A 13,336-nucleotide genomic window follows, 5' to 3' on the forward strand; every position below is an offset into this window, starting at 1 on the left:
GTAGCCTTGCCAACTTTGAGCGTGACGGCTGTTTTCACCGAGAGGAAAGCCCTGGCAATCGCCCGCCGCCGCCCGGAAAGTGGGCCTCATCAGCGTCGATCTCGAAGGAGCCTCGCCATGACCCTGGACAGTCCAGAACGAACCTTGACCTTTCCTCTCGCCAAGCCCGATGGTGACCCACTGGGGCAGCCGGCCGAGTTCGCAGAGCTCCGGAGCAAGTGCCCCGTCTCCCGCGTCGACCACTGGGACGGCACCAAACCGTGGCTCATCACCCGGTACGACGACTGCAAGACGGCGGCGCTGAGCCACGACCACCTCAGCAACAACCCCGAGTTCGCCGGGTACCCCTCGGGTAGCCCCGCCCTCGCCGCGACGATCGACAAGGAGCGCAACCTCCGCACGATGGACCCGCCGGAGCAGCTGACCGAGAAGGCGATGATCCAGCGCGGGCTCTCGCGCCGCGCCGTCGAGAAGATCCGACCGGTTGTGCGCGCTTACGCGCAGAAGCTCGTCGACGACCTCGACCCCTCAGGTGTGGTGGACGTCGTCGACAAGTACACCCGCTTCATCCCGGGCTACGCGATCTGCGAGCTGCTCGGAGTGCCGTACGACGATCGCGACTTCTTTGCCGAGCAGGGCGCCCTGTTCCTCTCCGGGGACTCGACCGCCGAGGTCGCGGCCGGGGCCGGCGAGAAGCTGACGGCCTACCTTGAGGGCCTCGTCCAGGCCAAGATCGACGCTCCCACCGATGACATGCTGGGCCACCTGGTCTCCAAGCACCTCGTCAAGGGGGCCATCACGCGTGAGCAGGTGATCGGCTACGCGCGGATGCTGCTGGCGGGAGGATTCGAGTCCACCGCGAACGCCATGGCGCTGAGCATCCTCGCGCTGCTGGACAACCGCGACCAGCTGGCGGATTTCGTCCAGAACCTCTCAGACCGCCAGTACGTCGCCAACGCGGTCAACGAGCTCTTGCGGTTCACCTCCCCCAACCAGACGGCTCAGCGGCGGGCGGTCAAGGCCGAGGTCACCATCGGGGATCAGCTGCTCTCCGTCGGGGACGGCGCCATCATCGCCAACGCCTCGGCTAACAAGGACGAGGCGAAGTTCCCCGACCCGGAGACGCTCGACCTCCGCCGCTGGAATGCCGCAGACCACCTCGCGTTCGGCTTCGGCCCCCACCAGTGCATCGGGCAGCTCCTCGCCCGGGCCGAGCTCGAGGAGTCTCTCGAGGTGCTCTTCGCGGCCTGGCCGAACATGACACGGGCGACTCCCATCGAGGAGATCCCGGTGGGCGGGCCCCACGAGATCACGTTCCGCATCCGTCAGCTGGACGTCGTGCTCAACTCGACGGCGTAGCCGGCGCCAGAGCCGTGAGTCGGGCCCCGGGCGAGAGCCCGGGGCCCGACTGTTCGGTGCCCACGGACGGGTTGGCACGGCGGTCGCGCCCGTCCGCTGGAGCGTTGCGCGCGCTCACGTCGCGATGACTCCGCGCAGACAACAGATCGCGGCAACGGCCCGTCCGGGCCGTTGCCGCCACCGCCAGCTGCTACCGTGCCACTCGGCGTCAGACGGAAGCGGCAAGCTGGACCTCCCGGTGCTGGAAGAGGTCCGCCTCGATCCTCTTGCGCGCGCCGATCACCCTGCCGATGAGGCCGCTCCGCACGTGCGCCTCGAACCGCTTGGACGGGCTCGCGACAGCCAGCGCGCCCACCCAGCCCTCGTGCCCCTGCAGCGCAACACCGACCGCGCTGATGCCTCGCTCAGCGGACTGCACGTTCGCCGCGAAGCCCTGGCGCCGGATGAGCCTGAGCTCATGGAGCAGCCCGGCGATGTCCACGGTGCGCTCCTCCGCTCGGAACAGGCGCGCCACGCTCACCTCGTCCAGGAGCGCCAGCATCGCCTTACCGCCCGATGTCTTGTACGCCGGCAGCACGGCGCCGCGGCGGTCGCCCACGCAAGACACGTTGTGCCCTTCCACCGTGCTGAGGAACCGGACGTCCAGCCCGACCCGGATCATCAGGCTGACCGACTCCCCTGTCTCAGCGGCGAGCTCATCCATGTACGGCAGGACGGCGTTCTTGACCGACAGTGTCGCCGTCGAAGCTGCCGCCTCGGCACCGATCGCCGGGCCGGCGAAGTAGCGGCGCCCGTCGTCCTGCACGGCGTAGCCGCGGTACACGAGCATGGACAGGAGGCGATGCGCCGTCGACGGCGAGACATCCAGCTCGTGCGCAGCGTCGAGTAGCCGGATCGAGCCCGTGTCCCGGAGCAGCTGGAGGAGCTGCAGGACCTTGTCCACTGAGCCGAGGACGTAGGCAGGCTTCTGGTAAAGGTTGTTCTCCACGGTCATTCCTTCTCGCGGCATTGACACAAGTTGCTTCGGTGCGCTGATCGGACTGGGCTAGAGATTGAGCACCAGGCGTGGGCATCGGGCTCGCGAGACGCAGATCATCATCGTTTCGCAGCTGGCGCGCTCGTCCTCGTCGAGCAGCGAGTCACGGTGGTCGGGTTCGCCGTAGAGCACGTCTGTCTCGCAGGTGCCGCAGGTTCCGGCGCGACACTGGGACTCCACATAGATGCCGGCATCCTCGACCACCTCGAGCACGGACCGCCCGACGGGCACCGTCAGCTTGAGCCCCGAGCGCTCCAGGACTACCTCGAACTCGTTGTCCTCGATGGACGGGTCGAGCTCTCTTGGAACAAAGCGCTCCACGTGCAGGCGCGGTGCTGTGTCGCCGGTGCACAGCGCCTCGAGGGCGCCGAGCATGCCTGCCGGGCCGCAGCTGTAGATCTGCGTGGCCGCGCTGCACGCACTGACCAGGCTCGCGAGGTCCAGCAGGCCGGTCTCGTCCTGCGGGTGGAGCGAGACCAGGTCTCCGTAGAGAGCCTGCAGCTCGTCACGGAAGGCCATCGAGCTCTCCGTGCGCCCACCGTAGACGAGGCGCCACGGTGTCCTGCTCGCCTGCGCCACCCGGAGCATGGGCAGGATGGGAGTGATGCCGATGCCGCCGGCGATGAAGAGATACTCCTCGGCCGGGGCGAGGCTGAAATGGTTGCGTGGCCCGCGGACCTCAACGACGTCGCCGACGGCCAGGTCCTCGTGGACGTGACGCGACCCACCCTTGCCGTCGGGCTCGCGCAGTACCGCCACCTCCCAGTACGGGGCCTCGGGATCGCCGCACAGCGAGTACTGGCGGACGAGGTCCGGCCGGAGGCGCAGGTCGATGTGCGCGCCTGGCTCCCACGTGGGAAGGGGCTCGCCGACCGGATCGAGGACGAGGCGGACGGTATCGGCCGCTACCGGCTCCTTTGCCACCACCCGAGCGTCGAGGGTCACCTCGGCGGATCGGTCGGTTCGTCGTGCCGTGGCAACGCTGCCAGCTGTCATTGATCTACTCCCTACGTGTCGGAACGACGCCGGATCTTCCGGCGTCACCGTGCGGGCGGGCTCGCGCGGCGTGCCTCCGTCGCGATGGCCCACTTCGACGTCGACCGCCCCCCAGAGCACCTGGAGCAATCGGGTCGAACCAGAACAAATGAAGCCACATGAGGTGTGTCTTGCACAACGTAACGCTAGGGTTGTTCTGTGCAGCACAACACCGACCCTTATGCGGTCCAATCGGTGGACCGCGCTCTGATGCTCCTGACGCTGGTGTCAGACCGTGGCGAGCTGGGCGTCCACGACGCCGCCCGCGCTTTGAACGTCGCCGCCTCGACGACGCACCGGCTGCTCTCGACCATGGCGTTCCGTGGCTATGTCATCCAGGGCGAGGACCGCCTCTACCGCCCCGGGCCGCGGATCTTCGGCCCGCGGGTGGAGGAGCGCATCCCTCAGCTGATCCGGATCGTCCGTCCGTTTCTCCAGGACCTGAACGCGACCGTTCAGGAGACGGTCCACCTCCTGATCCTGTCCGGGCAGGAGGTCAAGCTGCTGGACGGCTTCGAGAGCCACCACAACCTGCGTGTCACCCTGCGGACCGGGACCTCCGTGCCGGCCCACGCAGCGGCCGCCGGCAAGGCGGTGCTCGCCGAGATGGATCCCCGCACCGTCGTGGCTCTGTACGCCGAGGGCGTATCCCCGAGCGCCGGCAGGAGGCCCTGGTCGGTGGCGGCGATCCTCGCCGCGCTCGGCGAGGTTCGTCAGCGCCAGTACGGACTCAACGAGGAGGAGGTCGAACCGGGGGTCGGCGCCCTGGGAGCGTCGATCAGCCTTCCCGAGCGGGACCTGTATGCGGGACTCTCGATCGCTGCGCCCACGGTGCGCTTCAACCGATCGATAGCCGAGAAGCATGGGCAGGCCCTGCTGCGCACATGCGAGCTGGTGCGCGCCGAACTGCGCAGCGCATGGGACAACGGGCCCTTGAGCTGACCCACCGGCCAGCCTTTGAACTGCCCACCGGCGCTCTTGGGGCGCGTGCCACCGTCGGGGTTTCCGCCCACGGGAAGTCCCGCCACCGACGCCTGCGGCGTTGTTAGCGTCGCGAGATCTGTCGGACGCGCGAAGGGACCGCCCGTTGTTCAACCCATACCCGATGATGTTCCACCCCACGCTGGTCGTCGAGGACCTGGAGGATGCGGCCCGATGGTTCCGCCGCGTGTTCGGCCGACGGGAGGTGCGGTGGGAGGACAAGTTCGACCTCGCCGTGCTTAACCCCGACTACCCGATCAACTACTCCTACTTTTTCGTGCTCGGTGACGTGAGCCTCGACGTCCTGTGCCCGTCCCTGCTGAAGCTGCCGGGCGACCGCAGCGCGTCCGTCTACCGCGAGGGTGCGGGCCTGGTTGACATCGCCTGGTACACCGACCACATCGAGGACGTCGCACGCGGCCTGGAGCGTCACGGCTTTCGCACGCGGGACCAGGAAGGCAACCTCATCCACGACGGCGAGGTGCCGCAGTCGAACCTGGTCTGGGACTGCCCGATGATCTGGACGCTGCCGGAGGACACGGGGCTGACCTACGAGTTCTACCGGATGGGCCGGCGGCACTGGCCCAAATACTCCCAGCTCGCCGACCCGCGCCTCGACCCTGCATGGCGGCCCGGCGTCGTCTCCCGCGACGATCCGCTGGGCATCGTCACCAGCGCCCACCACACCGTGCTGACGCACGACCGTGAGCGGGCGCTCCGCTTGTTCGTGGAGGTCCTGGGCGGGCAGATCGTCGGCGAGGGGTACAGCGAGCGCCTGGACGCCGACTTCGTGGACGTCCTGTACGCAAAGTCGGTCATGCGGTTCGCGACGCCGCGCACGCAGCCGATCCGCGACGTCATTTCGGGTGAGGAGACCCAGGCCGACCAGTACGTCGGCATCACGTTCCAAGTGACTGACCTCGACGCAGTGGCCGGACACCTGGCCGGGCAGGACGTAGCGTTCTCCCGGTCCGCCGAGGGCATCCACACGTTCCCGGCAGGCTCATTCGGTGCCGTGTGGGGGTTCACCGAAGCTGGCTGAGGCCCGCCGCGCGAGGCCACCGGACACCGAGTTACCGGATAGAAAGCTGCGGCTTACCCGGCACGCTGCCAGGTAAGCCGCAGTTTCGTCCATCCGTGTGCGGGGAGTGCTTCGTCTACCTCGGGGCGCCGCCCGCGAACAGCGCCCCTGGGTTCTGCTTGACGTCCAGCTCGGTGGACCACAGCGCCTGCTGCTGAATCCCCCTGATCTGCGCGCCGTCGGGCCTGGCGACGAGCTGTGCCGTGTACGTCAGCCCGCGGACCACGGCCCGCTCCCCCGTGACGGCCACGGCGACACCGTGGAACGACACCGACGCGGTGGCACCGTCGCATTCGACGACGTTCGGCACGAGGAAGTGCTGGGTGAGGTCCGCGAGCGCCACCCGTTGCACGAACCCGACGATCCCGTCGCGCCCGGTGACGGGATCGCCGCCCGCATACTCGGCCACGAGGTCCTCGGTGAACAGCTCCTGGAACGCCGCGAAGTCACGCCGGTCAAGGCAGTCCGCGTATCGGCCGACGACGTCCACGACGTCGTCGCGGGTGATGACGTGCACGGCAGGCTTCCCCACGTTCTGAGTGTTTGACGCCGACGTCACGCCGCATCCCTGACGGTGCGCCGGAACTCGGCGATGCAGGCCTCAACCGCTGTGCGCAGGTCGTACTGCGCCACCCACCCGAGCTCGTCCCGCAGGGCGGTCGAGTCGCAGTCGACGCAGTCGAAGACCTCCATGTCCCCCGCCTGGTGGTCGAACAGGATCGGCGCACCGGTCAGCTCGGTGGCCACCCGCATCATCTGCCCGATCGTGACGTACTCCCCGGTGCCGGTGTTGTAGATGGGCTGCTGGAGCGGCTCGGGATGCAGACAGGTCTGGATGAACTGGGAGGCACAGTCGACCGCGAAGATGGGGTTGATGTGGGCGTCCTCGGACCAGTACTTGCCCACGTGGCCGGTGCGTCCCGCCGATGCCTCGTCGATCGCGGCGAGCAGCTCTCCCACGGCGCCGGTCTGCACGCCCAGACCGTAGGTGGTGACGGGGCGCAGGCCGACGACGTCGAGCCCCAAGGCGGCGTAGCGCTGCGCCAGGAGCTCGCACAGCAGCTTGGTGGCGGAGTAGATGTCCCGGGGCGTGGGCGCATCGGCCTCGCTCACCGCGCCGCCGCGGCCTACGAGCTTCTCGTAGTGGTGCTTGCGACCGTAGACGGCGGCGGTGCTCGCCCACACCACGCGCTTGATGCCCAGGCTGACGGCGACGTCGAACACGTTGTTGGTGCCCAGAGCATTGACCCGGAGCCCGCGGTCCGGATCCGCCTGGACGTGCACCGAGAGCAGCGCGGCGAGGTGGATGATGCGCGTGACCCGGTGCTCGGTGACGACGGCCTCGAGCTGGTCGCGGTCGCAGACGTCACCCTGGATGACGGTGACCTGGTCGCGGATCGAGCCGATGTTCTGCTCGTTGATCCGCTGGTCGAACACCACGGCGTGGTGACCCGCGCGGACGAGGCCGGCCGCGACGGCCGAACCGAGCATCCCGGAGCCGCCGGTGACGAGAACTGTCTCCATGACTTCCTCACTTGATCGTGTTGCGACGACGGCGCGCCACTGGGGGGCCGTCATGGGTCCGAGGCGAGCGTCAGGCGCCCTGCATCTCCATGCAGACGCCGGCGGGGGTGAATGCGTCGTCCCCGCTCTCGCGCTCCTCGACGAGCTCGACGAACCGGTCGAACAGGGCGCGGGGGTCATCGATCGCACCGCTCGCGTCCTCGACCCAGTTGGCGATCTGGTCCTCCTGCGCGGCCTTGGCCCAAGCGACGCCGTCCTCCGACGGGCCGATCGGCTGCACCGTGCCGCCGGCCTCGATGATCTTGGTGCAGTCGCTCTCGGCGCCGGCGCGTGCGAAGTCCGCCACGAACCGGCCGGCGACGTCGTCGGCCGCCGCCGTCATGGCGTCCTGCGCCTCGGGGCTCAGGCTGTCCCACACGTCCTGGTTGATGACCGTGTGCAGGAGCACGCCGTTGCCCATGTACTCGCCGACGTCGTAGATGTGCGGCGCCACCTCGAAGAGTCGGCTGGAGGAGATGCCGTCGATCGACGTCTGGATGCCGCTGATGACGCCGCGCTCGATCGACTCGTAAACCTCCGCGATCGCCATGTTCACCGGGCTTACGCCGAGCTTCTCCAGGGCTATGGCGGCCTCGCCGGCGGCGCGGATGGTGGAACCGTCGAGGGCATCGAGGTCGGCGACCTCCTCGGCCGAGGCGAGGACGTTGGGGGCGGCGGGCGTGTTGAACATGAGGCGGATGCCCTGGCCCTCGAACTCAGCCTGCAGCTCCTCGGACTCCTCGTAGAGGGCGGTGCCGGCGTCGGCCTGGGCCTGGGCGTCATTCGTGACGACGCCGATGGTGCCGAGCATGGTGATCGGCAGGAGGGAGGGCTCGTAGGCGGCGGAGGTGAAGCCCATGTCCGCCGTGCCCGCGCCGACACACGACACGATCTCCCCGGCCGCGCACAGCGAGCCGTTGTAGTTGGGCTCGAACGTCACAGCGCCGTCGGTCGCCTCGGTGACCTGGTCGGCCCACTCCTGAAAGGCGAGGCTGTGCGGGTTCTTCGCGTCGACGAAGGACGCGTAGCTGATCGTGACCTCGCTCTGGCCGCCGCCCTCGGATCCGGCTGACGAGCTGCTGCAGCCGGCGAGGACGAGGGCGATGGCACCGGCTGCGGCGCCCGCGGGGATGAGGCTGGACTTCTTCACGGGGATGGCTCCTCAGATGAATGGACCCGATGGGTCGGCAGGTGGTTGGACTGCTGTGACTGCGCGCCACAGGCATGACGACATGGTGGGTTGCGTCGAGGCTCCGACGCGTGCGGGTCTGCGTCACGAGGACGCACGTGACCCGTGATTCGTGAGTCCGGTCCTAGTCAGACAGCAGGTCGGGCAACCACGTCACGATCTCCGGGACGACGAAGAGCAGGGCGACGACCGCGAGCGAGACGAGGAAGAGCGGCATGGCCCCGCGGAAGACCTTTTCGACCGAGATCCTCGACGTCGTCGCGGTGACGAACACGTTCATCCCGACGGGCGGCGTGATGAGGCCCAGCTCGACCATCATGACGAAGAGGATGCCGAACCAGATGGGGTCGAATCCGAGCTCGTGGACCACCGGCGCCACGAGCGGCACCACGATCACCAGGATCGAGAGCGACTCCAGGAACATGCCGAGCGGGATGAGGCTCAGCAGGATGGCGATGACGACGATCGTCGGGGCGACGTCGAGGCTGGTGACCCACTCGCTAAGCCGGTTCGGCACCCGGGCCATGACGAGGAAGCGGGTCAGGATCATCGCTCCGATGACCATGCCGAACGCCATCGCGATGACGGATGTCGACTCCAGCGCGGCAACCTTGAGGCGGTGGAAGACCACGCGGGGCCCGGACTTGCCGGATTCCACGACCATCATGACCAGCGCGAGGAGCGCCCCGACAGCGGCCGACTCGATGACCGTGAACACCCCGGTGAACACGCCGCTCAGGATGGCGGCGAAGATCAGGACGATCCAGACGACGGCGCGCACCATCTGGAAGGACGTCGGGTTCTCAGGTCCCTCGGCGTCGTCGTTATCGTGCTCGAGCGTAGCGACGGCGGTTCCCCCGCCGGTGTGCGAGCCGCCCGGTGCCGCGTTCATGCTTCGGGTGGCGGTGGCCGCCTGGGCGGTGGACGCCGTTGCCTGGGTCGCGGTGGAGAGGCCGCCAGCAACAGCGAGCTCTGTCGCGAGGTTCTTTCCCGCGCTGAGGTCGAGGCGCTTGGCCTGGACGAGCACATACGCGGCGTAGGCGCCCGCCAGGACGATGCCGGGCACGATGCCTGCGACCAGCATGCTGCCGATGGAGACCTCGGCCATGATCGAGTACAGGACGATGAGGATGCTTGGCGGGATCAGGACCCCGAGCGAGCCCGCGGCGGCAACGATGCCGCCCGCCAGGGCCGCCGGGTAGCCGTAGCGGCGCATCTCCGCCGTCGCGAGCTTGCCGATCGTCGCCGCCGTGGCGATGCTCGAGCCAGAGACGGCCGCGAAGCCCGCGCACGCCCCGACCGTGGCGATGCCGAGCCCGCCAGGGAGCCAGCCCAGGAGCCGGCTCGCCACCGCGTACAACCGCGTGGCGAGCTTCCCGTGGAGGGCGAGCATGCCCAGCAGCACGTACATGGGGATGACCGTGAGGCTGTAGTTGCTAGTGGCGCTGAAGGGGACCGAACCCATGGCGCCGTCGGCCACGCCGACGGACTTCATCAGAGCGATGCCCAGGACGCCGGCACCGGCGAGACAGAAGGCGATGGGCGTCTCGGCGACGAGCAGGGCGAGGAAGACGACTCCGACGACGACGAGGATCAGCTCGACGCTCATGCGCGCTCACCCCCGGCCACTCCGGCCGCCGCGAGGACCGAGGAGTCTGCGTCGTCGGAATTGGCGCCTTCGGCGTTGCCGGCAACCCCGGCCGCGGGGGCGGGCGCAGAGACGAGCACGAGGCTCGCCTGCTTCAGAAACCGCACCAGGAACTCGAAGACCAGCGCGAAGAAGCCGAGCGCGATCACGATCCGGATGGGCCAGATCGGGAAGTCGACGACCCCCGCCTGCACCTCACGGACCCCGAACGAAGCCATGGCTTCCATGGCGGTGGCGCGCGTGAACCACAGGACGGTCACGAGCGCGGCCAGCGTGCCGGTCGCACGTAAGGCGGCTGCCACCCGGACGGGCAGGCGGTCCGTGAGCAAGGTGACCTTCACGTTGCCGTCGGCACGCTCCACGTAGGAGATGCCCGAGAAGACGATGACCACCAGGAGCGCCGAGGCGAGCTCGTAGGCGCCCACGAGGGAGCTGCCTCGCCCAAGGCGATGCACGACATCGGCCAGGATCACCGCCATGAGCAGCACGGTGACCACGCCGGAGACCATGCCCAGGACGTTGGAGACCTTGGCGACGGCTCGATCGAGCTTCCCGATCATGGACGACACTCCCAAGCGAACTCACGGAGGACGCTGACCTCAACACGGATCAGGCGCCCCATGACACGGCCATCAAACATTCGCCAACTCCTTCGTTTGCGACACGGCGAGGGCATCACGCTAACCGCGAGGTTTGGGCCGTTCCGCATGTTTCCAGCCTCTGGAACTTGCGCGGCGAGCACCGGCTCCTGTGGCTGGTGGCGGGCTGGGTGGGGCTGCAGTCGACCGTGTTCCTCACGTTGCTCTACTGGCTGCTCACGGTGGAGCAGGACCTGGGCGTCGGGGCTGGTGGTCGTGGCGATGACCGGCACCTGGCTCACCCCCGCCTGCTGTGGGTGTGGGTCCCCTCAGCGGCCTCGTCACCGGGTCGGCCTCCGTCGTCGCCCTGTGCTGGTGGGCCCGCGCGTGGACCGGGCCCGCACCCTCCGCATCTAAACGGGCGGGGCTCCGTCGCCCGCGGTGGGAAGCGGACGGCGAGGCGTTGATTCCAGCCGGCTTGCGTCGGTGCCGGAACGACGAAGCGGGCGGGGAACTGCTCGGCACCCCACCCGCTTCGTCGTGACCTACGGGACGTCCGTCGGCTCAGGCGAGCTGCGGCTCACGCTCGACGGCGCCGGTCTCGCCGTCGGCGGGCCGGGCCTGCTCCTCGCGGGAGGCGAGGTAGGAGGAGATGGCCAGCCGATTGACCGCGGACCGGCTGACGATCCCGATCATCGGGCCGTTCTCGCCGCGGACCACCGGCACCTTCTTGAGGTGCTTGTCGGACAGCACGGCGACGGCGTCGGCGATCGAGTCGTTCGCGTCCACCGTGACGACCTCGTGGGTGGCCAGGCGCATCACGGGCAGCGACACGAGGTCCGCGAGGGCGTCCTCGAGATCGTCGGACTCGCCGATGGCGAAGGAGTAGATGTTGGTCGAACTGGGGTGCTCGGCCGACAGGTACCGCATGACGTCGCCGTCGGAGAGGAAGCCGGCCAGCGACCCGTCCGGGCGCAGCACGGGCGCGCCGGAGATGCCGCGATCGGTGAACATCTGCAGGGCCTCAAGGACGTTCTGCTCGGTGCTCAGCGCGTAGACGTCGGTCTTCATGAGGTCCACGACGGTGTGCGCGCGGCCGGAACCGATGGTCTCCCCCGCCTCGGCGGCGCGTGCCGCGCGGGCGGCCCGAGCGGCCCTGGTGGCCGCGAAGGCGAGGACGACGCCGACCACCGAGGTGAGGGCGACCAGCACGGCGGCGCCCCGGAAGCCGAGGACCGAGGCGCCCAGCAGGTCGGAGCCGCTCGCGAGGCCGCGGGTGGTCAGCGCGTTGTACGCGCCGATGGCGAGCGAGGTGCCCAGGCATCCGGCGATCTGGAAGCTGGTGCTGACCACGGTCACGCCGTGGGGGCTGCTCTGACGGTCCAGGCTGGACAGCGCGAAGGTCTGGGAGGGGCCGATGACCAGCGAGGTCGCCAGCACCGCGGGCACGTACAGCGCGGCGAACAGCAGCACCGACTCGTGGCCGGCGGCGGCGCCGACCAGCAGGGCGAAGACGGCCATGATCGCGAAGCCGGCGGGGATCATGACGCGGCCGCCGTGGCGGTCGAACAGTCGGCCCGCGACCGGGCCCAGGACCACGGTCATGAGGATGCCGGGGGCCAGCGTGAGGGAGGCGCCCATCGGCGTCTGGCCCTTCACGGACTGCAGGAAGATCGGGATCACCACGTTCATGGCGAACACGAAGAGCAGCCCCAGCATGGTCATGGAGACGCCGAGGACGAAGGGGGTGCTGCGGAACGGCTGCAGGTTCAGCAGCGGGTGCTCGATCCGGTTCTGGCGCACGCCGAACGCCGCGAGCGCCAGGATGCCGACCGCGGCGGTGATCGCGGCGACGAGCGGGGAGCCGCTGAACGCGGTGGAGATGCCGTAGAGCAGGCCCACGAGGCCGACGGCGACGAGCAGGAACGAGAGGACGTCTAGCACGGGGCGGCCGAGCTCGGCGACGTTGCGCAGCAGCACCGCGCCGGCCAGCAGGACGATCAGCGAGAGCGCGCCGAAGACCCACATCAGGGTCGTCCAGGGCGCGACGGAGAGCAGGGCGCCGGACACCACGATCGCCATCGACGGGCCGAGCGTGGTCATCGCGGCCATGATGCCCATGGCGAGGCCGAGCTTCTCGCGCGGGGCGACCGCGAGGGTGATGTTCATGCCGATCGGGGTGAGCAGGCCGGTTCCGACCGCCTGCAGCAGCCGGCCGGCGAGCAGGACGCCGAAGCTCGGGGCGAGGGCGCCGACGACGGAGCCGACCACGAGGAAGGCCACGGCGGCGACGAACAGCGGCCGGGTGCGGAAGCGGTGGTACAGGACGTTGGAGACCGGGACGAAGACGGCGGCGACCAGCAGGTAGCCGGTGGCCAGCCACTGCACGACGGAGACGTCGATCCCGAAGTCCGTCATGATCGGCGTGAGGGCGACGTTGAGGAAGGTCTCGTTGAAGGTGGCGAGGAAGGCCGCGGCGGCGGCCACGGCGATCATGCCGATCGCGGCGCGCGAGGTGCCAGGTGCCTGGGCGTGATGGGACGACAAGAAGGTGCTCCTGACGGTGGGGTACGGAAGACGCGGTCGACCGTGCCGTGTCAGAAGCTGCTGTGGAGCACCTCGCGTGTCGTGTCATCGATGCGCCGTTGCGGCTCGTGAGCCGTGGTCGAGCATACGGGACGAACGTCCCGCTGCGCCGGTGCTGGGGCGCGAGGTGTGGGTCACGGTCACCCGCCCGCCTCCGGCGTGGACCTGCTGCAGCGGCGCGGACCGTTCGACGGCGATGGGTGGAACGGCATCCGCGCCGGCGCCATCCAGGAACGAGAAAGGTCCCCGACCTGGCTGATGCCTGGTCAAGGACCTTCCG

11 protein-coding genes are annotated in these 13,336 nt (G+C 69.0%); 3 read left to right on the forward strand and 8 right to left on the reverse strand.

What is annotated here, in order from left to right:
* Positions 1–117: 117 nt before the first annotated feature.
* A complete protein-coding gene (locus tag ABD774_RS17700; protein WP_345044123.1) occupies positions 118–1,359 on the forward strand; it encodes a cytochrome P450 in 1,242 nt (413 codons plus the stop codon).
* A 208-nt stretch (positions 1,360–1,567) separates the two neighbouring features.
* Here ABD774_RS17700 and ABD774_RS17705 read toward each other — a convergent pair whose 3' ends face one another.
* Both ABD774_RS17705 and ABD774_RS17710 read right to left on the reverse strand, forming a co-directional pair.
* Positions 1,568–2,347: an IclR family transcriptional regulator gene (locus tag ABD774_RS17705; RefSeq protein WP_345044126.1), complete on the reverse strand. Its 780-nt coding sequence runs from the start codon at positions 2,345–2,347 to the stop codon at positions 1,568–1,570.
* Between the two features lie 57 nt (positions 2,348–2,404).
* Complete coding sequence (locus ABD774_RS17710) at positions 2,405–3,511, reverse strand: PDR/VanB family oxidoreductase (RefSeq protein ID WP_345044218.1); 1,107 nt, start codon at positions 3,509–3,511, stop codon at positions 2,405–2,407.
* A gap of 78 nt (positions 3,512–3,589) precedes the next feature.
* Here ABD774_RS17710 and ABD774_RS17715 point away from each other — a divergent pair, with 78 nt between their 5' ends.
* Complete coding sequence (locus ABD774_RS17715) at positions 3,590–4,372, forward strand: IclR family transcriptional regulator (RefSeq protein WP_345044128.1); 783 nt, start codon at positions 3,590–3,592, stop codon at positions 4,370–4,372.
* A gap of 145 nt (positions 4,373–4,517) precedes the next feature.
* Positions 4,518–5,453: a VOC family protein gene (locus ABD774_RS17720; RefSeq protein WP_345044130.1), complete on the forward strand. Its 936-nt coding sequence runs from the start codon at positions 4,518–4,520 to the stop codon at positions 5,451–5,453.
* A 115-nt stretch (positions 5,454–5,568) separates the two neighbouring features.
* On the opposite strand, the gene ABD774_RS17725 is transcribed toward ABD774_RS17720, so the two are convergent.
* The 6 genes from ABD774_RS17725 to ABD774_RS17750 form a co-directional block, all read right to left on the reverse strand.
* The gene (locus tag ABD774_RS17725) at positions 5,569–6,024 is read right to left on the reverse strand and encodes a nuclear transport factor 2 family protein (RefSeq protein WP_345044133.1); all 456 of its coding nucleotides are present in this window, start codon (positions 6,022–6,024) and stop codon (positions 5,569–5,571) included.
* Between the two features lie 23 nt (positions 6,025–6,047).
* Complete coding sequence (locus ABD774_RS17730) at positions 6,048–7,016, reverse strand: NAD-dependent epimerase/dehydratase family protein (RefSeq protein ID WP_345044136.1); 969 nt, start codon at positions 7,014–7,016, stop codon at positions 6,048–6,050.
* 70 nt (positions 7,017–7,086) lie between these two features.
* A complete protein-coding gene (dctP, locus tag ABD774_RS17735; RefSeq protein ID WP_345044138.1) occupies positions 7,087–8,205 on the reverse strand; it encodes a TRAP transporter substrate-binding protein DctP in 1,119 nt (372 codons plus the stop codon).
* 163 nt (positions 8,206–8,368) lie between these two features.
* The gene (locus ABD774_RS17740) at positions 8,369–9,853 is read right to left on the reverse strand and encodes a TRAP transporter large permease (RefSeq protein WP_345044141.1); all 1,485 of its coding nucleotides are present in this window, start codon (positions 9,851–9,853) and stop codon (positions 8,369–8,371) included.
* Positions 9,850–10,452 carry a TRAP transporter small permease subunit gene (locus tag ABD774_RS17745; protein WP_345044144.1) on the reverse strand — a complete coding sequence of 201 codons (603 nt, stop codon included), beginning with the start codon at positions 10,450–10,452 and terminating at the stop codon, positions 9,850–9,852. Before ABD774_RS17745 ends, ABD774_RS17740 begins: the two co-directional genes overlap by 4 nt.
* Positions 10,453–11,034: 582 nt before the next feature.
* The gene (locus tag ABD774_RS17750; RefSeq protein WP_345044146.1) at positions 11,035–13,017 is read right to left on the reverse strand and encodes an MFS transporter; all 1,983 of its coding nucleotides are present in this window, start codon (positions 13,015–13,017) and stop codon (positions 11,035–11,037) included.
* Between the last annotated feature and the right edge of the window lie 319 nt (positions 13,018–13,336).

This window comes from Georgenia daeguensis (assembly GCF_039537705.1).
Taxonomy (GTDB): domain Bacteria; phylum Actinomycetota; class Actinomycetes; order Actinomycetales; family Actinomycetaceae; genus Georgenia; species Georgenia daeguensis.